Annotated in this window: 23 protein-coding genes; 9 read left to right on the top strand and 14 right to left on the bottom strand. The window is 73.5% G+C overall.

The genetic code is table 11. The annotated features are described in order from the left end of the window. Positions 1 to 38 precede the first annotated feature (38 nt). Together AC07AW_RS22795 and AC07AW_RS22790 are read right to left on the bottom strand one after the other, a co-directional pair. Positions 39 to 734: an ArsR/SmtB family transcription factor gene (locus AC07AW_RS22795; RefSeq protein ID WP_478817282.1), complete on the bottom strand. Its 696-nt coding sequence runs from the start codon at positions 732 to 734 to the stop codon at positions 39 to 41. 18 nt (positions 735 to 752) lie between these two features. After that, on the bottom strand, positions 753 to 1,442 hold the full coding sequence (locus AC07AW_RS22790; RefSeq protein WP_478817281.1) for a TetR/AcrR family transcriptional regulator: 690 nt from the start codon (positions 1,440 to 1,442) through the stop codon (positions 753 to 755). 61 nt (positions 1,443 to 1,503) lie between these two features. Here AC07AW_RS22790 and AC07AW_RS22785 point away from each other — a divergent pair, with 61 nt between their 5' ends. From AC07AW_RS22785 to AC07AW_RS22775, 3 genes are all read left to right on the top strand, one after another. After that, a complete protein-coding gene (locus tag AC07AW_RS22785; RefSeq protein WP_478817280.1) occupies positions 1,504 to 2,655 on the top strand; it encodes an acyl-CoA dehydrogenase family protein in 1,152 nt (383 codons plus the stop codon). A gap of 61 nt (positions 2,656 to 2,716) precedes the next feature. Further along, positions 2,717 to 3,007, top strand: coding sequence for a YiaA/YiaB family inner membrane protein (locus AC07AW_RS22780; RefSeq protein WP_351190444.1), 291 nt, complete (start codon positions 2,717 to 2,719; stop codon positions 3,005 to 3,007). A gap of 76 nt (positions 3,008 to 3,083) precedes the next feature. Next, positions 3,084 to 3,710, top strand: a complete 627-nt coding sequence (locus tag AC07AW_RS22775; RefSeq protein ID WP_478817279.1) for a TetR/AcrR family transcriptional regulator — start codon at positions 3,084 to 3,086, stop codon at positions 3,708 to 3,710. Here the strand turns inward: AC07AW_RS22775 and AC07AW_RS22770 are convergent. After that, positions 3,701 to 4,162: a MaoC family dehydratase gene (locus AC07AW_RS22770; RefSeq protein ID WP_150159851.1), complete on the bottom strand. Its 462-nt coding sequence runs from the start codon at positions 4,160 to 4,162 to the stop codon at positions 3,701 to 3,703. The genes AC07AW_RS22775 and AC07AW_RS22770 overlap by 10 nt on opposite strands. Positions 4,163 to 4,288: 126 nt before the next feature. On the opposite strand from AC07AW_RS22770, the gene soxR reads away from it, so the two are divergent. Continuing rightward, complete coding sequence (gene soxR / locus AC07AW_RS22765; RefSeq protein WP_478817278.1) at positions 4,289 to 4,768, top strand: redox-sensitive transcriptional activator SoxR; 480 nt, start codon at positions 4,289 to 4,291, stop codon at positions 4,766 to 4,768. Here soxR and AC07AW_RS22760 read toward each other — a convergent pair. The 5 genes from AC07AW_RS22760 to AC07AW_RS22740 all read right to left on the bottom strand — a co-directional run bounded on the left by AC07AW_RS22760 (position 4,765) and on the right by AC07AW_RS22740 (position 10,293). Then, the gene (locus AC07AW_RS22760) at positions 4,765 to 5,469 is read right to left on the bottom strand and encodes a 3-keto-5-aminohexanoate cleavage protein (RefSeq protein ID WP_478817277.1); all 705 of its coding nucleotides are present in this window, start codon (positions 5,467 to 5,469) and stop codon (positions 4,765 to 4,767) included. The genes soxR and AC07AW_RS22760 overlap by 4 nt on opposite strands. A gap of 71 nt (positions 5,470 to 5,540) precedes the next feature. After that, the gene (locus AC07AW_RS22755; RefSeq protein WP_478817276.1) at positions 5,541 to 6,155 is read right to left on the bottom strand and encodes a hypothetical protein; all 615 of its coding nucleotides are present in this window, start codon (positions 6,153 to 6,155) and stop codon (positions 5,541 to 5,543) included. 146 nt (positions 6,156 to 6,301) lie between these two features. Continuing rightward, positions 6,302 to 7,504: an alpha/beta hydrolase family protein gene (locus AC07AW_RS22750; RefSeq protein WP_478817396.1), complete on the bottom strand. Its 1,203-nt coding sequence runs from the start codon at positions 7,502 to 7,504 to the stop codon at positions 6,302 to 6,304. 127 nt (positions 7,505 to 7,631) lie between these two features. Continuing rightward, positions 7,632 to 8,969, bottom strand: a complete 1,338-nt coding sequence (locus AC07AW_RS22745) for an erythromycin esterase family protein (RefSeq protein ID WP_478817275.1) — start codon at positions 8,967 to 8,969, stop codon at positions 7,632 to 7,634. Between the two features lie 73 nt (positions 8,970 to 9,042). Then, entirely contained in the window at positions 9,043 to 10,293 is a 1,251-nt protein-coding gene (locus AC07AW_RS22740; protein ID WP_478817274.1) for an exo-beta-N-acetylmuramidase NamZ family protein, read from the bottom strand. 158 nt (positions 10,294 to 10,451) lie between these two features. Between AC07AW_RS22740 and AC07AW_RS22735 the strand changes: the two genes are divergently transcribed. Next, entirely contained in the window at positions 10,452 to 11,234 is a 783-nt protein-coding gene (locus AC07AW_RS22735; protein ID WP_478817273.1) for an SDR family oxidoreductase, read from the top strand. 78 nt (positions 11,235 to 11,312) lie between these two features. Continuing rightward, positions 11,313 to 11,906 carry a TetR/AcrR family transcriptional regulator gene (locus AC07AW_RS22730; protein ID WP_392154406.1) on the top strand — a complete coding sequence of 198 codons (594 nt, stop codon included), beginning with the start codon at positions 11,313 to 11,315 and terminating at the stop codon, positions 11,904 to 11,906. A gap of 7 nt (positions 11,907 to 11,913) precedes the next feature. On the opposite strand, the gene AC07AW_RS22725 is transcribed toward AC07AW_RS22730, so the two are convergent. Both AC07AW_RS22725 and AC07AW_RS22720 read right to left on the bottom strand, forming a co-directional pair. Further along, positions 11,914 to 13,128 (bottom strand): acyl-CoA dehydrogenase family protein, encoded by a 1,215-nt coding sequence (locus AC07AW_RS22725; RefSeq protein ID WP_478817272.1) that lies wholly within the window; start codon positions 13,126 to 13,128, stop codon positions 11,914 to 11,916. A 6-nt stretch (positions 13,129 to 13,134) separates the two neighbouring features. Beyond that, entirely contained in the window at positions 13,135 to 14,157 is a 1,023-nt protein-coding gene (locus AC07AW_RS22720; RefSeq protein ID WP_478817271.1) for a phosphotransferase, read from the bottom strand. 132 nt (positions 14,158 to 14,289) lie between these two features. Here AC07AW_RS22720 and AC07AW_RS22715 point away from each other — a divergent pair, with 132 nt between their 5' ends. Continuing rightward, complete coding sequence (locus AC07AW_RS22715; RefSeq protein WP_478817270.1) at positions 14,290 to 15,555, top strand: enolase C-terminal domain-like protein; 1,266 nt, start codon at positions 14,290 to 14,292, stop codon at positions 15,553 to 15,555. 271 nt (positions 15,556 to 15,826) lie between these two features. Here AC07AW_RS22715 and AC07AW_RS22710 read toward each other — a convergent pair whose 3' ends face one another. Both AC07AW_RS22710 and AC07AW_RS22705 read right to left on the bottom strand, forming a co-directional pair. After that, the gene (locus tag AC07AW_RS22710) at positions 15,827 to 16,744 is read right to left on the bottom strand and encodes an MBL fold metallo-hydrolase (protein ID WP_478817269.1); all 918 of its coding nucleotides are present in this window, start codon (positions 16,742 to 16,744) and stop codon (positions 15,827 to 15,829) included. A gap of 79 nt (positions 16,745 to 16,823) precedes the next feature. Then, complete coding sequence (locus AC07AW_RS22705) at positions 16,824 to 17,174, bottom strand: winged helix-turn-helix transcriptional regulator (RefSeq protein ID WP_478817395.1); 351 nt, start codon at positions 17,172 to 17,174, stop codon at positions 16,824 to 16,826. 70 nt (positions 17,175 to 17,244) lie between these two features. On the opposite strand from AC07AW_RS22705, the gene AC07AW_RS22700 reads away from it, so the two are divergent. Together AC07AW_RS22700 and AC07AW_RS22695 are read left to right on the top strand one after the other, a co-directional pair. Beyond that, positions 17,245 to 17,880, top strand: a complete 636-nt coding sequence (locus AC07AW_RS22700) for an NADPH-dependent F420 reductase (protein ID WP_478817268.1) — start codon at positions 17,245 to 17,247, stop codon at positions 17,878 to 17,880. Between the two features lie 58 nt (positions 17,881 to 17,938). Continuing rightward, positions 17,939 to 18,868, top strand: coding sequence for an NADP-dependent oxidoreductase (locus AC07AW_RS22695; protein ID WP_478817267.1), 930 nt, complete (start codon positions 17,939 to 17,941; stop codon positions 18,866 to 18,868). Positions 18,869 to 18,878: 10 nt separating this feature from the next. Here AC07AW_RS22695 and AC07AW_RS22690 read toward each other — a convergent pair whose 3' ends face one another. Beyond that, positions 18,879 to 19,196 carry a DUF202 domain-containing protein gene (locus AC07AW_RS22690; protein WP_478817266.1) on the bottom strand — a complete coding sequence of 106 codons (318 nt, stop codon included), beginning with the start codon at positions 19,194 to 19,196 and terminating at the stop codon, positions 18,879 to 18,881. Next, a complete protein-coding gene (locus tag AC07AW_RS22685) occupies positions 19,193 to 19,588 on the bottom strand; it encodes a YidH family protein (RefSeq protein WP_478817265.1) in 396 nt (131 codons plus the stop codon). Before AC07AW_RS22685 ends, AC07AW_RS22690 begins: the two co-directional genes overlap by 4 nt. Positions 19,589 to 19,635 lie beyond the last annotated feature (47 nt).

Raw genomic sequence — 19,635 nt, 5'->3', positions numbered from 1 at the left:
GCCGCCGGCCTCATCGCGCCCGCCCCGTGCCCCCGGCCTCACCGCAACACCGACGCCTCGATGCCGAGTCCGGCCCGCAGGGCCGTCTCTCCCTCCGGCGTGACCTTCACCGCCCGCTCCGATCCGATCCGTACGCACCACCCGGCGTCGAGCGCGTGCCGGCACAGCGCGGCGCCCGCGATCCCCGCGAGGTGCGGCCGCCGCTCCGTCCAGTCGAGGCAGCCGCGCGCGACGGGCCGCCGCCCCTTCCGTACGAGGGTGATGCCCTGCTCGTCGAACCAGGCCAGGCCCCGGTCCGTGAGCGCGAACCCGGTGTCCTGGCGCAGCAGTCCGCGGTCCGTCATCGCCTCGGTGATCGCGATGCCGAGCCGTCCCGCGAGGTGGTCGTAGCAGGTCCGGCCCCGCGCCATCGCCTGCCCGGCGCTCGCGGCCCGCAGCGAGCGCGGCGGCGCGGGCACCTCGGGCTCGGACCGGGCGGCGAGGTCCTCGACGAGGTGCGCGATCCCGGGGTCGGCGAGGCGTACGTACCGGTGTCTGCCCTGCCGCTCCTCGGCGAGCACCCCGCCCGCGACCAGCTTCCCGAGGTGTTCGCTGGCGGTCGACGGCGCCACTCCGGCGTGCCGGGCGAGCTCCCCGGCGGTCCAGGCCCGCCCGTCGAGCAGGGCGAGCAGAAACGCGGCGCGGCTCTCGTCCGCGAAGAGCGCCGCGAGCGCGGCGAGATCACTGGCTGCCATGCGGCAAGCCTGCCTCACTCACGCTTCGGCGGTGGCCGAACCATGCGCTGCGTCAGGGCGGGCCGGGATCGCCTCGTACTGGAGCCGCAGACCGTCGAGCAGTGCCCGCAGGCCCGTCTCGAAGGCGCCCTCGTCGACCTTCTGGCGGCGCTCCGCGAGGAGGTGGGCCTGGCCGAGGTGGGGGTAGTCGGCCGGGTCGTAGGCCGTCTCGTCGTCCACGAAGCCGCGGGCGAAGGAGCCGAGGGCGGAGCCGGTGATGAAGTACCGCATCAGGGCGCCGATGGAGGTGGCCTGGGCCGGGGGCCAGCCGGCCCGGACCATCGCGCCGAAGACCGCGTCGGCGACCTTCAGGCCCGCCGGGCGGCGGCCGGGCCCCTGGGCGAGGACGGGGACGATGTGCGGGTGGTCGGCGAGGGCGGCGCGGTAGGAGACGGCCCAGTCGTGCAGCGCGGTCCGCCAGTCCCGGCCGTCGTCCTCCGCGAACATCGACAGGTCGATCTTCGCGCTCACCGCGTCCGCGATCGCGTCGAGGATCTCGTCCTTCGTGCGGAAGTGGTTGTAGAGCGAGGGCCCGCTCACTCCGAGTTCGGCGGCGAGCCGCCGGGTGGAGAGCGCGGCGAGCCCCTCCGCGTCCACGAGCGCGCCCGCCGTCTCGACGATGCGTTCTCGGCTGAGCAGGGGCTTGCGCGGTCGGGCCATGGCGCACATAGTAGGGCCGCACCGCAAAAACTAGCAGTGGTAATTAAATGGCCGAGTGGGGTGGCACCGCATGAATCTGGAACTGAGCGAGGAGCAGGAGGCCGTACGGCGGCTCGCCGAGGACTTCGTCGCCCGCGAGGTCACCCCGCACGCGACCGCGTGGGACCGCGCCGAGGAGGTCGACCGGGGCATCGTGAAGAAGCTCGGCGCCGTCGGCTTCCTCGGCCTCACCATCCCGGAGGAGTACGGCGGTTCGGGCGGTGACCACCTCGCGTACTGCCTCGTCACCGAGGAGCTGGGGCGCGGCGACTCCTCCGTGCGCGGCATCGTCTCCGTCTCCCTCGGCCTGGTCGCCAAGACCATCGCCTCCTGGGGCAGCGAGGAGCAGAAGCAGGCGTGGCTGCCCCGGCTCACGGCCGGCGAGGCGCTCGGCTGCTTCGGCCTCACCGAGCCCGGCACCGGCTCCGACGCCGGGAGCCTGGCCACCCGCGCGGTGCGGGACGGCGACACGTACGTCGTCAACGGCAGCAAGATGTTCATCACCAACGGCACCTGGGCCGATGTCGTCCTGCTCTTCGCCCGCACGAACGACACCCCCGGCCACAAGGGCGTCTCCGCCTTCCTCGTCCCCACCGACACCCCCGGACTCACCCGTCGCCCCGTCCACGGCAAGCTCGGCCTGCGCGGCCAGGCCACCGCCGAACTGGTCCTGGAGGACGTCCGCGTCCCGGCCGCCGCGATGCTCGGCCCCGAGGGCAAGGGCTTCGCCGTCGCCATGTCCGCCCTCGCCAAGGGCCGCATGTCGGTCGCCGCCGGCTGCGTCGGCATCGCCCAGGCCGCCCTCGACGCCGCCGTGCGGTACGCGGGGGAGCGCGAGCAGTTCGGAAAGCCCATCGCCTCGTACCAGCTGGTCCAGGAGCTCCTCAGCGACATCGCCGTCGACGTGGACGCCGCCCGCCTGCTCACCTGGCGGGTCGCCGACCTGATCGACCGGGGCCAGGACTTCGCCACCGCCGCCTCCAAGGCCAAGCTGTACGCCTCCGAGGCCGCCGTCCGCGCCGCGAACAACGCCCTCCAGGTCTTCGGCGGCTACGGCTACATCGACGAGTACCCGGTCGGGAAGCTGGTCCGCGACGCCCGCGTCATGACCCTGTACGAGGGCACCAGTCAGATCCAGAAGCTCATCATCGGCCGGGCGCTGACCGGGGTCTCGGCCTTCTGAGTACGTCGCTGAGTACGCGGACGGATGTGGCGCCGGCCACATCCGTCCGATGCTGTGCGGCATGAGCGACACACCGGTCAAGCAGCAGAACACCGCCGCCTACTACATGCAGGCCGTCATCTCCTTCGGGATCGCCATCGCGGCCGTGGCCATCGGGATCTACCAGCTCGACGCCAGCGGCTGGGTGCGGGCCTTCCTCGCGATCTCGGTCCTGTACCTCACGACCTCGGCCTTCACCCTCGCCAAGGTCGTCCGCGACCGCCAGGAGGCCGGTCAGATCGTCAGCCGGGTCGACCAGGCCCGCCTGGAGAAGCTCCTCGCCGAGCACGACCCCTTCCAGAAGCTCGGATGAGCACCCGAAGGATCTAAGCGCTTGCTCACCCTCGTTGTATGGTGTTCGTCCTGACGGGGTCGAGAAGGAGTGTGGGATGAGCGCGGCGGAGGAGACGCCCGGGGTCGAGGACATGGCCTGGGGCGAGGTCACGCCCGAGGCGGCCCGGCGGCTGCTCGTGGCCGCCGTCGAGGCGTTCGCCGAGCGCGGCTACCACGCCACCACCACCCGGGACATCGCGGGCCGCGCCGGGATGAGCCCCGCCGCGCTCTACATCCACTACAAGACCAAGGAAGAGCTGCTCCACCGGATCAGCCGCATCGGCCACGACAAGGCCCTGGAGATCCTCCGGGCCGCGGCCGACGGCGACGGCACCGCCGCCGAGCGCCTAGCCGACGCCGTACGCTCCTTCGTCCGCTGGCACGCGGAGCGTCACACGACCGCGCGCGTCGTCCAGTACGAGCTCGACGCCCTCGGCCCCGAGCACCGCGCCGAGATCGTGGAGCTGCGCCGCGAGTCCGAGGCCGTGATCCGCCGCATCATCAACGAGGGCGTGGCCGCGGGCGAGTTCGAGGTGGCGGACGTGCCCGGCACCACGGTCGCCGTGCTCTCCCTCTGCATCGACGTCTCGCGCTGGTTCAACACGCAGGGCCGCCGGACGGCCGACGAGGTCGGCGCGCTCTACGCCGACCTCGTCCTCCGGATGGCCGGCGCTCAGAAGTAGTAGCGGGAGACCGACTCGGCCACGCAGACCGGCTTCTCGGAGCCCTCGCGCTCCACGGTCACGGCCGCCGTCACCTGCACGCCGCCGCCGGCCTCCTCGACCTTCGTCAGGACGGCGGTGGCGCGCAGCCGCGAGCCCACCGGGACCGGGGCGGGGAAGCGCACCTTCTCCGTCCCGTAGTTGAGGCCCATCTTCATGCCCTCGACCCGCAGCACCTGCGGGACGAACAGCGGCAGCAGCGACAGCGTCAGATAGCCGTGCGCGATCGTCGTGCCGAAGGGGCCGGCGGCGGCGCGCTCCGGGTCCACATGGATCCACTGGTGGTCCCCGGTCGCCTCCGCGAAGAGGTCGATCCGCTTCTGGTCGATCTCCACCCAGTCGCTGTGCCCCAGCTGCTCGCCGACCCCCGCGCGCAGCTCCTCGGCGGAGGTGAAGATCCTCGGCTCGGCCATGTTCCTCGTCCCTTCTGGTACGGCATACGGCATACCTAATGGTCGGTATCCAAGCGCTTGCTCAGCATGTGGGGTGCGGAGGCCGCTGTCAACGGCCGCCGATGACGGACCAGTAGGGTTCGACGGGTGCCGCAGATTCCAGAGAAGATCCACGAACTCACCGTCGGCCAGCTCTCCGCCCGCAGCGGGGCCGCGGTCTCCGCCCTGCACTTCTACGAGGCGAAGGGGCTCATCAGCAGCCGCCGCACCAGCGGCAACCAGCGCCGCTACGGCCGCGACACACTCCGCCGGGTCGCCTTCGTCCGCGCCGCGCAGCGGGTCGGCATCCCCCTGGCCACCATCCGGGAGGCCCTGGCACAGCTCCCCGAGGAGCGCACCCCCACGAACGAGGACTGGGCCCGGCTCTCCGCGGCCTGGCGCACCGAACTCGACGAGCGCATCAAGCAGCTCGGCCGGCTCCGCGACCACCTGACGGACTGCATCGGCTGCGGCTGCCTCTCCCTGGAGACCTGCGTCCTGTCCAACCCCGACGACCGCTTCGGCGAGCAGATGGCGGGCTCCCGCCTCCTCCCCGTACGCCGCCCGGCCGAGGAGACCACCGACTAGTACGCCAGGGCCGCCGCGACCAGCTCGGCGTTGGAGCGCGCCAGGGTGCCGTCCGGCAGGAACAAGGTGTCCTCCAGACCGATCCGGGCGTCCGCGCCCAGGCGGCGGGCGAGCCGCAGCACCGGCCAGGCGCCGCCCTCCTCACCGTGCAGCAGCACCGGGACCCCGGCCGGCACGGCCAGCGCCGCGAGCAGGGCGCGGGCGGTGGCCAGGGGATCGTCGTCCGGGCCGCTGAACTTCGCGGCGTCCGCGGAGCCGTCCGGGCCCGTCACCTTCGCGGCCTCCGGGCCCGTGACCTTCGCGAGGACCCGCCGCACCCTCGGCGCCAGCGGGGAGCGTGCGAACAGGGCCGGGCCCTCCGTGCCGGACCACAGCGCGGCCTCGACCCCGACCCCGCGCTCCAGGAGGGCCGTCGCCACCTCCTCGGCACCCGGCTCGTGCCAGTCGACCGACACCAGACCGGGGAGCACCGTCCAGGAGCGGATCCGCTCCACCCTGCGCCCCGGGTCGGGCTCGGCGGAAGCCGCCGTCGTGACCCGCACCGGAGTCTCCACCGCCGCCCCGATCGCCGTCAGGACCGGCCCGAGCACCCGTGGCGACAACGACGTGCCGCCGCACGGTGTACGGGGATGGACCCGCACCTCCCGGGCCCCCGCCGCCACCGCCCGGGCCGCGGACTCCGCCAGGGACTCCGGCGTCATCGGGACCGCCGCCGAGTCCCCGGGCCCCCGAGACCCGTTGAGACACACCTGGAGCACCGCGCGCGAAGCGCTCACGCCGCCGAGGCCAGCGGCCGGCGCCGGTCCCCGCGCGCCCGGGCCAGCGCCCCCGAGGTCAGGACCGCCCGCGGGACGCCCACCCCGCAGTCCCCGCACACCGGGCCCAGCCACGGCTCGTACGGGTCACCCGGCCCCGCCCACTCGATCCGCGGCCCCGCGCACACCGGGCACGCCTCGCCCGGCCCCCGCTCCAGGGCGCTGATCAGCCGCCGCAGCACCTCCGGCAGCGGGTCCGAGGGATGCACCGCCGGGTCGCCGCAGCGGACCACGCCGTTGCCGCCCCAGACCCGCCGGTGCCAGTCGTCGAGCGCGCCGAGCCCGCGCAGCCCCTCGTGCTTCTCGCGCCGCCGCCGGGCGGCGAACCGCTCCTCGTACGCGAGCCACACGGCCCGCGCCTCCTCCAGCTCGTCGAGCGCCGCCACGAGGCGCCCCGGGTCGAGCTCCCGGTCCTCCGGACCGAATCTGTGCCGGCGGCACAGATGGTCCCAGGTCGCGCGGTGCCCGTAGGGCGCGAACCTCTCCAGGCACTTGCGCAGTGAGTATCTGCGCAGCGCCGTGTCGCACCCCGGATCGCGCACCTGTCTCGCGAGACTCCGGAAACCGGCCATCCCTCGCCACCTCCGCCGCTGGTCCTTCCGCGCTATCAGAGGGACGAACGGGAACCCCGCCGTGTTCCATCGAAATTCCGATGGCAGCCATCAACGGGGTGGAAGAGACGCCCGTCACCTGACGGAACCAGCGCGTCCGGTGGGTTCTACCGGCCCGCCCGGGCCGCCGAGACCACGACCTGGGCCAGCTCGGGATGGCGGATGTCGCTGTGCGAGCGGACCACCTCGGCCGCGTCCACACTCACGCACCCGGAGTCCGGCACCCCGTCGCGCAGGGCCTCCGCGAGGCTCAGCCGTACCGCCCCGGGCACGGCCTGCACGCCGTCGTGCCCGATCGCGCCCCAGCGGGGGTCGTCCGCGCCGAGCAGCCCCACGGTCGCGCCGGCCAGCGACTCGGAGTCGTTCGCGAGCCGGGACGCCAGCGGGTACACCACCCCGAGCGCCGAGTCGTGCCGCGAGTAGCAGGCCACCACCGGCCCCCGGACCCGGTTCTGGAGGTCCCGCAGCGAGCCGGGCCGCCCGGGGTCGTGCGGCAGCCGCGCCGCGAACGCGTAGTGCGAGAAGGCACCCTGGAGGAGCGTCACGGAGGCGACCGGCCGGGCCCCGCCGGGCAGCCCCCGCAGCGCGTACGAGATGAGCCGGGCGCCCATGCTGTGGCCCACCAGGTGGATGCGGAGCCCGGGGGCGGCGCGCGCGACCTCGCCGAGCAGCGGCCCGAGCCCATGCTCGCCGACCTGCCCGGCCCGCTTCTTCATCACGTAGTACGTGGCCTGCCGCAGCGCCTCCCTGGCGCCCTTCCAGTACTTCTTCAGCCCCGCGCCGAAGCCTTCCTCCGGGACCGCTCCCTCGGATTCGAGGGCTCCCGTGAACAGGGCGCACACCGCCACCGGGTCCGCGACCAGGAACTCCGGCACCGACTCCGCGACGGCCACGGACTCCGCGTCCACGTCCGTCAGCTCCCGCAGCAGCGCCCCGAACTCCTCGAACGCCGCCTCGGACGCCGGCGCCGCGTCGATGAGCTCCGTGAGCCGCCCGATGACCGGCTCCTTCTCCGGGAGGACCGTCACCAGGGCCCGGTAGTCGCGCACCGGCTCGTCCGTGAACATCATCGAGGGCCAGACGAGCCCCGCGTACCCCGCCTCCACCCCGGGTGCGAGCAGCCCGGGGAAGGGGGCGAAGAAATCGGAGCAGAGCCGGGTGGCGCCGGACGGGGAGTTGTTCCACCCGTGCGCGAACACCACCAGGTCGCCTACGCCCTGCCGGGCCAGCGCGGCGAGCTCCGAGGCCTGGCCCGGCGGCCCGTCGCCGTCCTTGTCGAAGGTGATCTCCCGGTACGGCTCCACACTCATCCCGGTCACGACCAGACCCGTCCCTCCACGTCGAGGGGGCCGCAGCGCCGAGTGCGCCCCGTGCGCGGGCGGCGGCTCCTCCGCAAGGATGCCCGCGCACGGCCCCGTCCAGACCTGCGACATGCGGTCAGCGCAGTCGGGCCGCCGAGATCCGGGGGAAGTGGATCAGCAGGTCGTACGCGGTGGACAGCCGCTCCGGCACGATGTCGCCCGGCCAGGGGAAGACCGTGCCGACGTGCCGGGCCGGCCGGGGCACGCCCAGCCAGTCGCGCGCCGCCGGAGTCGTACGCCTCAGGTCCAGGTAGAAGGGGCCGGCCGCGACCCGGTCCAGGGTGTGGGAGTTGCTGTCGGGGCCGAGCGGGGCGACGGTGAAGGTGCGGAGCGGTTCGCCGGGGGCGCCGGTGTCGTGCGCGTTGAAGGAGCCCTGCCCGAAGGAGGCGCCCACGCTCACGTAGTCCCGGCCGAGGGCGTCCCGCAGGAAGGCGCCCTGGAGCCTGGGGTACTGGTCCGGCTTCGGCGTCTCGTAGCCGACGTGCCCGTTGTGCGCGGAGAGCACGATCCGGTCGCCGGTCGACCGCTGCCACCACACGGTGTTCTCCGCCATGACCCGGTCGCGGTAGAGCATCGCCGCGGCGAGACCCTCCGGCGTCGTCAGGTCGTGGGCGTACTCGGTGCCGACCTGGGCGATCGCGCGCGCGTGCTGCACCGCCCACAGGTGCGCCTCCCGCGCCCCGGGGCCCTTGCCGGGTTTCTGCCGCTCCAGGAGGGCGAGGGCGCGGTTCACGTCGCCGGCCATCCGCTGCCGCTCGGCGTGCGGCTTCTCCATGTACCCCTTCATCCAGGCCTCCACCTCGCCCGTGGGCCGCGAGTCCCGGTACAGCTCCCGGAAGCGGGGGAGGAGCGCCGGGTGGACACGGGCGACGTGCGAGGTGACGGTGTCGAAGAGGTTCGGTCCCGCGTAGCCGAGGTCGTTGCCCAGGAAGCGGACCGGGTGTCCGGGGTGGAGCTGGTTGTGCCGCCGCATCCACCGGAAGAGGTCGAGGTACTCCTCGGTGTTCCACAGGCGGTACGACTCCTGGAACTCGTCGCGCATGATCGCCCGGATGTCGCCCTCGCCGGTGCGGACCCAGGCGTCGACGAGGAGTCCGGTGGACCAGGGCGCCTCCAGGGCGAAGGTGGTGAAGCCCCGGGACTCCACGAGGTGCTCGAAGATCCGGTGCTTGGCCTCGAAGAACTCCGCCGAGCTGTGGGTGGCCTCGCCGAGGCCGACGACCTTGGCCGAGCCGATCATCCGGTCGAGGGGCCGCAGATCGGTCAGGGGCCGGGCGGAGCCGGCGAGTTCCCGCGCGGGATCGGGTCCGGCCGGGGCCGCGGCGGCGCCCGCGGCGGGTGCGAGGGAGCCCAGGCAGGCGGCGAGCAGAAGCCCCACGAGGGGCAGACGACGGCGTCGTAAGGAGAGGTTCATGGGGCAAGCGTGGTCGGTGGGACACCCGGGGGACATCCCGCCGGCCCCCGTCCTGTACGGGGGCCAACCCCCGTCACCGGTACAGCAGATACTCCTCGCGCACCGACCGGAAGGCCGCCAGGTCCGCCTCCCACGCCCCGACGACCTCGTCGACGCCCGCACCGGCGTCGATCAGGGTCCGTACCCGGGTCGAACCGGTCAGCTTGTCGATCCAGTTGTCCGCCCGCCAGGCGAAGCCGGACCAGGAGCTCCGGGCCGTGACGAGCAGCCCGATCCCGGTCCGTACCGGGTCGAAGGACCCCCGGTCGTGGACGTGCAGCTGCACCCCGCCGACCGTCTTCCCCTGGAACTTGGAGAAGGTCGGGGCGAAGTACGCCTCGCGGAACCGGACCCCGGGGAGGCCGAGGGCGTTCGCCGCCTCCGCCCACCGCCGGTCGACGCCCTCGGCGCCGAGGAGTTCGAAGGGACGGGTGGTGCCCCGGCCCTCGGAGAGGTTCGTGCCCTCGAAGAGGCAGGTGCCGGAGTAGACGAGCGCGGTCTCCGGCGTCGGCATGTTCGGGCTGGGCGGCACCCACGGCAGGCCGGTCGCGTCGAAGAACTCCGACCGCCGCCAGCCCGTCATCGTCACGGTCTCCAGGGCGACGGGCGCGGCCAGGAACTCGCCGTTGAAGAGACCGGCCAGCTCGGCCACCGTCATGCCGTGCGCCTGCGCGATCGGCTCCCGCCCGACGAAGGTCGCGAACGCCCGGTCCAGGACGGGCCCGAGCGCCGCCCGTCCCGTCGCCGGGTTCGGCCGGTCCAGGACGACGAACCGCTTCCCGGCGAGGGCGGCGGCCGCCATGCAGTCGTACAGCGTCCAGATGTACGTGTAGAAGCGGGCGCCGACGTCCTGGATGTCGAAGACGACCGTGTCCACCCCGGAGGCGGTGAAGACGTCCGCGAGAGGCTGCCCGCTCTTCAGGTACGTGTCGTAGACGGGCAGTCCGGTCGCCGGGTCGTCGTAGCGGCCCTCGGAGCCGCCCGCCTGGGCGGTGCCCCGGAAGCCGTGCTCGGGGCCGAAGACGGCGACCAGGTCCACCCGCTCGTCGGCGTGCATCACGTCGACGATGTGCCGCGCGTCCGGGGTGATGCCGGTCGGGTTGGTGACGACGCCGACCCGCTCGCCCGCGAGGAGCGCGTATCCGTCGGCCGCGAGCCGCTCGAAGCCCGTCCGCACCCGGCCGTGGCCCCCGGCGGCGGACGCGGGGCCGGCGGCGCCGGCCGTCGCCGCCACCCCGAGGGCGCCGCCTCCTGCGGCCAGCAGACTCCGTCGCGACAGGCTCATGCGGGACCTCCTCGCCAGTGACATGGGCACGCACGCTAGCGCTCCTGACGGCCCCGGGGAACGAGGCGTGCGGAACGGGTCTTCCGCCGCTCCATACCGACCGGTTAGTCTGTCCGCGTCGTCACGGCCCAGAGCCGTCACAGCCGAGAGGTGGGTCCATGACCGCGGACACGAACGAACTCCGGGGCGCCGGTGTCGTCGTCACCGGAGCGGGCGGCGGCATCGGCGCCGCCCTCGCCCGCCGCTTCGCCGCCGAGGGTGCCCGGGTCGTCGTCAACGACCTGGACCCCGGGCGCACCAAGGCCGTCGCCGAGGAGATCGGCGCCGTCGCCGTCCCCGGCGACGCCTCCGCCGTCGTCGACGAGGCCCGCGAGGCCCTCGGCGGCACCGTCGACGTCTGGTGCGCCAACGCCGGACTCTCCTCGCCCGGCGACGCCTTCGCCGACGAGGACGTCTGGGCCGCCGCCTGGGACGTCAACGTCATGGCCCACGTCCGCGCGGCCCGCGCCCTCCTCCCGGAGTGGCTGGAGCGCGGCAGCGGCCGCTTCGTCTCCACCGTCTCCGCCGCCGGACTGCTCACCATGATCGGCGCCGCGCCGTACAGCGTCTCCAAGCACGGCGCGTACGCCTTCGCCGAATGGCTCTCCCTCACCTACCGCCACCGCGGCCTCAAGGTCCACGCCATCTGCCCGCAGGGCGTGCGTACGGACATGCTCACCGCCGCCGGATCGGCCGGCGAGCTCGTCCTCGCCCCCACGGCCATCGAGCCCGAGGACGTCGCCGCCGCCCTCCTCGACGCCATCGCCGCCGACCGCTTCCTCGTCCTGCCCCACCCCGAGGTCGCCGGCTACTACCGCAATCGCGCCACCGACCCCGAACGGTGGCTCACCACGATGAACCACGTCCAGCGGACCTGGGAGACGGGCACCCGTCAGCCGTAGGCCCGGGCGGATGGGAAGATCTACGGACGGGAACGCGTTCCCGTGACCGAAAACGATCACCAAGGAAGGCGGCGGAGCATGGCCAGGACGACGGACGGGAACGGTGCCCCCGTTCCCCAGAGACTCCTCGCCGCCGCCACCCGGCTCTTCGCGGAGCAGGGCTACGACCGCACCTCCGTCCAGGAGATCGTCGAGGCCGCCGGGGTCACCAAGGGCGCGCTCTACCACTACTTCGGATCCAAGGAGGACCTCCTCCAGGAGGTCTACTCCCGCGTCCTGCGCCTCCAGCAGGAACGGCTCGACGCCTTCGCGGACGCCGACGAGCCCATCGAGGACCGGCTGCGCGCCGCCGCCGCCGACGTCGTCGTCACCACCATCGAGAACCTCGACGACGCCGCCATCTTCTTCCGCTCCATGCACCACCTGAGCCCCGAGAAGAACAAGCAGGTGCGGTCCGAGCGGCGCCACTACCACGAGCGCTTCCGGGCCCTGATCGAGGAAGGCCAGCGGGCGGGCGTCTTCTCCTCCGCCACGCCCGCCGACCTCGTCGTGGACTACCACTTCGGCTCGGTGCACCACCTGTCGACGTGGTACCGCCCGGACGGCCCGCTGACCCCGCAGCAGGTGGCCGACCACCTCGCCGACCTCCTGCTGCGGGCCCTGCGCCCGTAGGACCGGGCTAGAGGTACTTCTTCAGCTCCCGCCGCGCCAGCGACCGCTGGTGCACCTCGTCCGGCCCGTCCGCCAGCTTCAGTGTCCTCGCCGCCGCCCACAGTTCGGCCAGCGGGAAGTCCTGCGAGACACCGCCGGCCCCGTGCGCCTGCACGGCCTTGTCGATGATGTCGACGACGGCGCGCGGGGTCGCGATCTTGATGGCCTGGATCTCGGTGTGCGCGCCCCGGTTGCCGACGGTGTCCATCAGCCAGGCCGTCTTGAGGACGAGCAGCCGCAGCTGCTCGATGGTCACCCGGGCGTCGGCGATCCAGTTCTGCACGACGCCCTGCTGGGCGAGCGCCTTGCCGAAGGCGGTACGGGAGACGGCGCGCCGGCACATCAGCTCGACCGCCCGCTCCGCCATACCGATGAGCCGCATGCAGTGGTGGATGCGGCCGGGGCCGAGCCGGGCCTGCGCGATGGCGAAGCCGCCGCCCTCCTCGCCGACGATGTTCGCGGCCGGGACCCGGACCCCGTCGAAGATCACCTCGGCGTGGCCGCCGTGGTAGTGGTCCTCGTAGCCGTACACCTGCATCGCGCGCCGGACCTCGACGCCCGGGGTGTCGCGCGGCACGAGGATCATCGACTGCTGACGGCGGAGGTCCGGCCCGTCGGGGTCGGTCTTGCCCATGACGATGAAGATCCGGCAGTCGGGGTTCATCGCCCCGGAGATGTACCACTTGCGACCGTCGACGACGTACTCGTCGCCGTCCCGCCGGATCCGGGTCTCGATGTTGGTCGCGTCGGAGGAGGCGACCTCGGGCTCGGTCATCGCGAAGGCCGAGCGGATCTCGCCGGCGAGGAGCGGCTCCAGCCACTGCTTCTTCTGCGCCTCGTCGCCGAACTGGGCGAGCAGCTCCATGTTCCCGGTGTCCGGGGCGGCGCAGTTGAGGGCGGTCGGGGCGAGGTGCGGGCTGCGGCCGGTGATCTCGGCGAGCGGTGCGTACTGGAGGTTGGTGAGCCCGGCGCCGTACTCGGCGTCCGGGAGGAAGAGGTTCCAGAGGCCCTGCCGCTTGGCCTCGGCCTTGAGATCCTCCACGACCTGCGGGGTGTCCCAGGGCGAGGCGAGCAGGGCGCGCTGCTCCTCGGCGACGGCCTCGGCCGGGTAGACGTGCTCGTCCATGAAGGCGAGGAGCTTTCCGCGCAGTTCCTCGGTGCGCGCGTCGTAGGCGAAGTCCATGGTGGTTCAGCCCTCCTGAAGGGTGGTCAGGCCGTGGTCGATGAAGACGGGGACGAGTTCGCCGATGCGGTCGAAGCCGGCGCCGACGGTCTGGCCGAGGGTCCAGCGGTAGTGGATGCCCTCCAGGATCACGGCCAGCTTGAACCAGGCGAAGGCCGTGTACCAGGCGAGCCCGGAGGTGTCGCGGCCCGAGCGGGCGGCGTAGCGCTCGACCAGCTCGGCGACGCTCGGATGCCCGGGGGCCGTCGCGGTCGTGGAGACGGGGGAGTCCGGGACGTCGAGCGGCGTGCTGTACATGACGAGGAGGCCGAGGTCGGTGAGCGGGTCGCCGAGGGTGGACATCTCCCAGTCGAGGACGGCCCGGATGCGGTCGTCCTCGCCGACGAGGACGTTGTCCAGCCGGTAGTCGCCGTGGATCACGGTCGGCGCGGGCGAGACGGGCAGCGCGCGCCCGAGGGCGGCGTGCAGCTCGTCGATGCCGGGCAGCTCGCGGCCGCGCGAGGCGTCGAGCTGCTTGCCCCAGCGGCGCAGCTGCCGGTCGAGGAAGCCCTCCGGGCGCCCGAAGTCGCCGAGACCGACGGCCTCGGGGTCGACGGCGTGCAGGTCGACGAGCGTGTCGACGAGGCCGAGGACGGCCGCGCGGGTGCGCTCGGGGCCGAGCGGGGCGAGCTGGCGGGCCGAGCGGTACGGCGTTCCGTCGACGAACTCCATGACGTAGAACGGCGCGCCGAGCACGGATTCGTCGTCGCAGAACAGCACGGTCCCCGGGACGGGCACACCCGTCCCGGCCAGCGCGCTGATGACGCGGTGCTCGCGCCGCATGTCGTGGGCGGTGGCGAGGACGTGGCCGAGCGGGGGCCGCCGGACCACCCAGCGGCCGGTGCCGTCGCTCACGACGTACGTCAGGTTCGACCGGCCGCCCTCGATCAACCGGGCTTCGAGGGGGCCGGACACAAGGCCGGGCCGCTCGCGGTCGAGGAATCGGCGCAGCTGCTCGGGGTCGAGTCCTGGCGGCGGGGCGGAGCTCATACGTGCGTACCTCCGGATCGGCTTCGGTCGGCGTTCATGATGACCGACCAGTCGGTATGTCGTCCAGAGGGGCGCGGCGAAAGCGCCGCGGGCCCTCTGTTCTCCGATCGCGTCCATGAATAGAGTTCACATATGGATGCGAAGCTGATCGTCGACGAAGTCCGGCTGACCCCGATCCTCATCTCCGACCCGCCTCTCCTCAACACCCAGGGCGTCCACCAGCCCTACACGCCCCGACTCGTGGTGGAAGTCGTCACCAGGGGAGGGGTGAGCGGCCTCGGCGAGACGTACGGCGACACCGTCTACCTGGACGTCGCCCACCGGCTGGCCGAGGCACTCCCGGGCCGGTCGGTCACAGACGTGAACGGACTCTTCGCTCTGGCGGCGGAGACCGGGAGCGCGTCGCAGCCGGACACGGACGAGGGGGTCGACGCGAGCGGCCTGCGCGGGGTCCGAACGGCCGAGAAGCTCCGCCTCTCCGTCGTCTCCGCCTTCGAGACCGCCTGCCTCGACGCCCTCGGCAAGACCCTCGGCCTGCCCGTCCACGCGCTCCTCGGCGGCAAGGTCCGCGACGAGGTCGAGTACAGCGCGTACCTCTTCTACAAGTGGGCCGGTACGGACGACTGGGGCGCGGCGCTCGACCCGGCCGGCATCGTCGCCCAGGCGCGCCGCTTCGACCGGGAGTACGGCTTCCGCTCCTTCAAACTGAAGGGCGGGGTCTTCGAGCCCGAACGGGAGATCGCCGCCATCAGGGCCCTCGCGCGGGAGTTCCCCGGCCGCCCGCTCCGCCTCGACCCCAACGGCGCCTGGTCCGTGGAGACCTCGCTCGCCGTCGCCCGCGAGCTCAAGGACGTCCTGGAGTACCTGGAGGACCCGGCGAGCGGCACGGCCGAGATGGCGGCGGTCGCCGGGAGCACGGACGTGCCGCTCGCCACCAACATGTGCGTCACCACCTTCGAGGAGGTCCCGGAAGCCTTCGCCAAGGGGGCGGTACGGATCGTGCTCTGCGACCACCACTACTGGGGCGGACTCCACCGCACCCGCGAACTGGCCGCGCTCTGCCGGACGTACGGCGTCGGGCTCTCCATGCACTCCAACACCCACCTGGGCATCAGCCTCGCCGCCATGACCCAGGTCGCGGCCACCCTGCCGGGCCTCCACCACGCCTGCGACACCCACTACCCGTGGCAGACGGAGGACGTCGTCACGACCCGCCCCGTCTTCCACGAGGGCCGCCTCAGGGTCTCCGACGCGCCGGGCCTGGGCGTGCACCTCGACCGCGAGGCCCTCGCCGGCCTGCACGACCGGTGGCTGAAGGACGACGGCGGGTTCCGGGACCGGGACGACGCGGCGGCGATGCGAGCGACGAACCCGACCTGGACCCCGAACCGCTGGTAGGCCCCGCGCCCGCCCCGTTGTGGGCATGCGTTCCGCTGGGGCGGAACGGGTGGGCACAACGGACCCGCGCCCTGCCGGCGCCAGAGGCTTCCGCGCCTGAACCCGCACCCGCAGGTACGGCGCGATCGTGGTGCGGGTCCAGGCTCGGAACGCGGAGGCGCCGCTGAAGGGCGCCGTCCCGTGTGCCCACCCGTCCCGCCCAGCGGGACGATTGCCCACACGGGGGGTGGGCCGGGGCACCGCCCAGCTCAGGCGCGGGCCCGTACCGGCGTTACGCGTGGCAAGCCACCGGCACCCCGCCGTTCATCGCCGCCATGTCCCCGAACACCGCCACCGGATCCAGCGGCGACCCCTCCGGCAGCCCCTCCAGTTCCGCGTACGCCCGGTGCAGGTTCGCCACCAGCCGCTCGCTCTCCCGCCACGCGGCGAACTCGCCGAGCTCGGCGCGCCGCGCCGTCTCCAGCGGCGTCGCCCCCTTCGCGTACCCCTCGGCGGCCAGCTCCGCCACCCACCGCAGGTACCGCTCCGTGGTGTCGTACGCCGAGGGGTCGGTGACCCGCCCGTGCCCGGGCACGACCGTCGGCGCGTCGAGGGACCGCAGCAGGTCGAGCGCGCGCAGCGAACCGGCGAGCGAACCCATCGGCAGGAACGGCGTCCCGCCGTGGAAGACCAGGTCACCGGTGAAGACGACGCCCTGCTCCGGGAGATGGACGATCGAGTCGCCGGTGGTGTGCGCGGCGCCCGGGTGCAGCACCCGCACCTCGATCCCGCCGACGTACAGGGTGAGCCGCTCGCTGTACGTGACGGACGGCGGCAGGATGTCGACCCGCCCGAAGTCGGTCTGCGGCCACAGCAGATGGAGCTGGTGCCCGGCCGCGAGCTGCTCGGACCGGCAGTTCTCGTGGCCCACGATCCGCGCCTCGGGGCAGAACACCCCGTTGCCGTAGGTGTGGTCGCCGTGATGGTGGGTGGAGACGATGGTCCGCGGCAGCGGCAGCCCCTCGGCGAGCACCGCCTCGCGCAGCAGCCGCGCCCGGCGCTCGGTGGCGGCGGTGTCGACGAGCAGCGACTCGTCGGCGTCGCCGAGGAACCCGGCGTTGTTCAGGCACCAGCCGCCGTCGGGCTGGACGAAGGCGTGCACGTGCGGAGCGAGCGTGACCACATAGGGATCGGTGGACGTGGCAGACAAAGGGATTCCCCCGGATGAGAGTCCGACTGGACAGGGGAAGAGTGCCAGTCGGCCCCGGCCCGGGGGAAGTCGGAACCGCCTACTCCGCGTCCCACCCCTGCGCCGCCACGAACGCGTCCCCGTACTCCGCCGACCACCGCCCCAGGGCCTCGATCGGCCCGAGCAGCGAACGCCCCAGCGCGGTCAGCGCGTACTCGACCCGGGGCGGCGTCTCCTCGTACGCCCGCCGTTCCACGAGCGCGTACCCCTCGAGGCGTCGCAGCGTCTCCGTCAGCACCTTCGCGCTGATCCCGCCGATCGCCGTCCGCAGCTCGCCGGGCCGCCGCGGCCCGTCCGCGAGCGCGTACAGGACGACCCCGTTCCAGGTGTGGGAGAGCAGGTCGAAGCCGAGCCGCGCCCGGCAGTCCGCGAGGACCCGGTCGGGAACCATCCGGTAAGTCACCACCCGCCTACGGTCGTTCAGGTCAACACGCACAACGGTACGTGAGGGAGGACGCCCCATGCGGGTGGGAGTACTGGGTACGGGAGCGATGGCACGGGCGCTCGGCGGAGGATGGGTCAGGGCGGGCCACGAGGTGCTCGTCGGCGGCCGCGACGCGGAACGGACCGCCGCGCTCGCCGCGAGCACGGGGGCCCGGCCGGGCACCCTCGCCGAGGCGGCCCGCTTCGGCGAGGCGACCCTCCTGGCCCTGCCGTACGACGCGGTCCTGCCGGCCCTCGAAACGGTGGGCCCCGTCGGCTCGTTCGGCGGACGGATCCTGATCGACTGCACCAACGCGGTGGGCCCGGGCCCGGTCCTCACCACCGGCGAGGGCCCCGGAGCCGCCCGCACCCTCGCCGCCGCGACGGGCGCCCGGGTGGTGAAGGCCTTCAACCACGTCACGCCGGCGGTGTGGAGCCGCACCCCGCCCGTCTTCGCGGACGGACCGGTCGCCGTCCCCCTCTGCGGGGACGACGAGGCGGCCCTCGCGCTCGTCTCCACCCTCGCCGCCGACCTGGGCTGCGCCCCCTTCGTCGCCGGCCCGCTGGCGCACGCGGACCTCCTGGAGGCGACCACCGCCTTCCTCATCGGCCTCTGGACCTCGGGCCGCGACCCGCGCGCCATGCTCCCGCCGCCGGTGGCGCTCGGCGGCTGACGCCGGCGACCGGCGCCCCGGCTTGCGGGCCGGCCCGGTCGCACCGAGGGTCGGGGGTATGAAGGCGATCAGCTACAGCCGGTACGGCGGCCCCGAGGTCCTGGAGTACGGCGAGCTGCCCGAGCCCAAGATCGGACCCGACGCGGTCCTGATCGAGGTGCGGGCGGCCGCCGTCAACCCGGTCGACTGGAAGTGCCAGGCCGGATACCTCGACGGCATGATGGACGCGGTCTTCCCGGTCGTCCCCGGCTGGGACGTCTCCGGTGTCGTCGTCCGGCTCGGCCTCTCCGTCCCCGAGTTCGCCGTGGGCGACGAGGTCATGGGGTACGTCCGCGAGGACTTCCTCTCCCGGGGCACCTTCGCCGAGTACGTCGCCGCCCCCGTCCGCACCCTCGCCCGCAAGCCCCGCACCTTCGACTTCGAGGAGGCCGCGGCCCTCCCGCTCGCCGGCCTCACCGCGTACCAGGCGCTCCACCGGGCCCTCGCGGTACGGCCCGGGGACACCGTCCTCGTCCACGCGGCGGCCGGCGGAGTCGGCTCGATGGCCGTCCAGATCGCCCGCCACCTCGGCTGCCGGGTCATCGGCGCGGCCAGGGACGCGGGCCTGGAACGGGTCGCGGAGCTCGGCGCCGACCCCGTCCGCTACGACGAGGAGACCTTCACCGACCAGGTCCGCGCCCTCGCCCCGGCGGGCGTGGACGCCGTCCTCGACACCATCGGCGGCCCGTTCCTGAAGCTCTCCGCCCCGCTCCTCGCCCCTCAGGGCCGCCTGGCGTCGATCGCCGACGGCGAGGTCCTCGCCCTGGGCGGCATCTACTTCTGGACCCGCCCCGACGCCGCCGACCTCGCGGCCCTCGCCGAGCTGGCCGACGCGGGCGTCCTCACCGTACGGGTGGCCAGGTCGTTCCCCCTGGAACAGGCCGCCGAGGCCCAGCGCGCCAACGCGGCGGGCGGCCTCAACGGCAAGGTCGTGGTCACCGTCCCCTAGAGGCGCGGGGTCACCAGATCACCGCCGCCCCGAAGACGGCGAGCGCGATCGTGCACCCCGCCGCGAGCAGCGCGCCCCGGTGGGAGAGCGGGAGCGGCCGGGCCGCGCCCAGGGAACGGATCCGCCGGTGCGCCACGGCAAGGAAGGCGACCCACACAAGGGACGACAGCGCGAGCCCGGTCAGCTCCTTCGCCGTGATCTCGTCGCTGACGGTCAGCTTCACGGCGAGCACCGCGACGACCGTGCACGACAGGGTCGTACGCCGCCACGCCAGCCGGGTCCGCTCCGGCTGGAGCCCCGGATCCCGGGTCTCGGCGGCCGTGCTCACCGCCCGGCCCAGCCGAAGACGACGAGCACCACCATCGCGAGCGCCACCACGGCCACCGCCAGGCTGAGCAGCGCCGGGAACCGGGAGGTCGGCAGGTCCTCGCCGCGCCGCATCGCCCGCTCGCAGCGCACCCAGTGGTTCACCGCCCGCAGGGCGCACAGCACTCCCGCGGCGAGCAGCGCGAGCGCGAGCCCGACGCGCACGCCCCAGCGCAGGTCCGGCAGGAACTGGTCGACGGCGAAGCCACCGCCGACGAGGGCGAGCGCGGTCCGGATCCAGGCGAGGAAGGTCCGCTCGTTGGCCAGGGAGAAGCGGTAGTCGGGGGTCTCGCCCTCGTCCCTGATCCGCTGCGGCGCGAACCACAACCGCAGGCTCTGCACGAATTCGCTCACTCGTGCACCCTAACGGCCGGATGATCGGCGGGCCCGACACATGCTGC

It is taken from the genome of Streptomyces sp. NPDC044003 (genome assembly GCF_056435185.1).
This window is presented reverse-complemented; position numbering and strand designations above follow the sequence as displayed.

What these genes read in the sequence shown, in the direction of transcription:
- AC07AW_RS22705 (WP_478817395.1), bottom strand. Translation starts at nt 17,174, where the DNA reads ATGGTTCCCGACCGGGTCCTCGCGGACTGCCGGGCGCGGCTCGGCTTC.
- AC07AW_RS22700 (WP_478817268.1), top strand. Translation starts at nt 17,245, where the DNA reads ATGCGGGTGGGAGTACTGGGTACGGGAGCGATGGCACGGGCGCTCGGC.
- AC07AW_RS22785 (WP_478817280.1), top strand. Translation starts at nt 1,504, where the DNA reads ATGAATCTGGAACTGAGCGAGGAGCAGGAGGCCGTACGGCGGCTCGCC.
- AC07AW_RS22735 (WP_478817273.1), top strand. Translation starts at nt 10,452, where the DNA reads ATGACCGCGGACACGAACGAACTCCGGGGCGCCGGTGTCGTCGTCACC.
- AC07AW_RS22715 (WP_478817270.1), top strand. Translation starts at nt 14,290, where the DNA reads ATGGATGCGAAGCTGATCGTCGACGAAGTCCGGCTGACCCCGATCCTC.
- AC07AW_RS22750 (WP_478817396.1), bottom strand. Translation starts at nt 7,504, where the DNA reads ATGAGTGTGGAGCCGTACCGGGAGATCACCTTCGACAAGGACGGCGAC.
- AC07AW_RS22720 (WP_478817271.1), bottom strand. Translation starts at nt 14,157, where the DNA reads ATGAGCTCCGCCCCGCCGCCAGGACTCGACCCCGAGCAGCTGCGCCGA.
- AC07AW_RS22770 (WP_150159851.1), bottom strand. Translation starts at nt 4,162, where the DNA reads ATGGCCGAGCCGAGGATCTTCACCTCCGCCGAGGAGCTGCGCGCGGGG.
- AC07AW_RS22790 (WP_478817281.1), bottom strand. Translation starts at nt 1,442, where the DNA reads ATGTGCGCCATGGCCCGACCGCGCAAGCCCCTGCTCAGCCGAGAACGC.
- AC07AW_RS22725 (WP_478817272.1), bottom strand. Translation starts at nt 13,128, where the DNA reads ATGGACTTCGCCTACGACGCGCGCACCGAGGAACTGCGCGGAAAGCTC.
- AC07AW_RS22795 (WP_478817282.1), bottom strand. Translation starts at nt 734, where the DNA reads ATGGCAGCCAGTGATCTCGCCGCGCTCGCGGCGCTCTTCGCGGACGAG.
- AC07AW_RS22740 (WP_478817274.1), bottom strand. Translation starts at nt 10,293, where the DNA reads ATGAGCCTGTCGCGACGGAGTCTGCTGGCCGCAGGAGGCGGCGCCCTC.
- AC07AW_RS22780 (WP_351190444.1), top strand. Translation starts at nt 2,717, where the DNA reads ATGAGCGACACACCGGTCAAGCAGCAGAACACCGCCGCCTACTACATG.
- AC07AW_RS22775 (WP_478817279.1), top strand. Translation starts at nt 3,084, where the DNA reads ATGAGCGCGGCGGAGGAGACGCCCGGGGTCGAGGACATGGCCTGGGGC.
- AC07AW_RS22755 (WP_478817276.1), bottom strand. Translation starts at nt 6,155, where the DNA reads ATGGCCGGTTTCCGGAGTCTCGCGAGACAGGTGCGCGATCCGGGGTGC.
- AC07AW_RS22745 (WP_478817275.1), bottom strand. Translation starts at nt 8,969, where the DNA reads ATGAACCTCTCCTTACGACGCCGTCGTCTGCCCCTCGTGGGGCTTCTG.
- AC07AW_RS22760 (WP_478817277.1), bottom strand. Translation starts at nt 5,469, where the DNA reads ATGACGCCGGAGTCCCTGGCGGAGTCCGCGGCCCGGGCGGTGGCGGCG.
- AC07AW_RS22695 (WP_478817267.1), top strand. Translation starts at nt 17,939, where the DNA reads ATGAAGGCGATCAGCTACAGCCGGTACGGCGGCCCCGAGGTCCTGGAG.
- AC07AW_RS22730 (WP_392154406.1), top strand. Translation starts at nt 11,313, where the DNA reads ATGGCCAGGACGACGGACGGGAACGGTGCCCCCGTTCCCCAGAGACTC.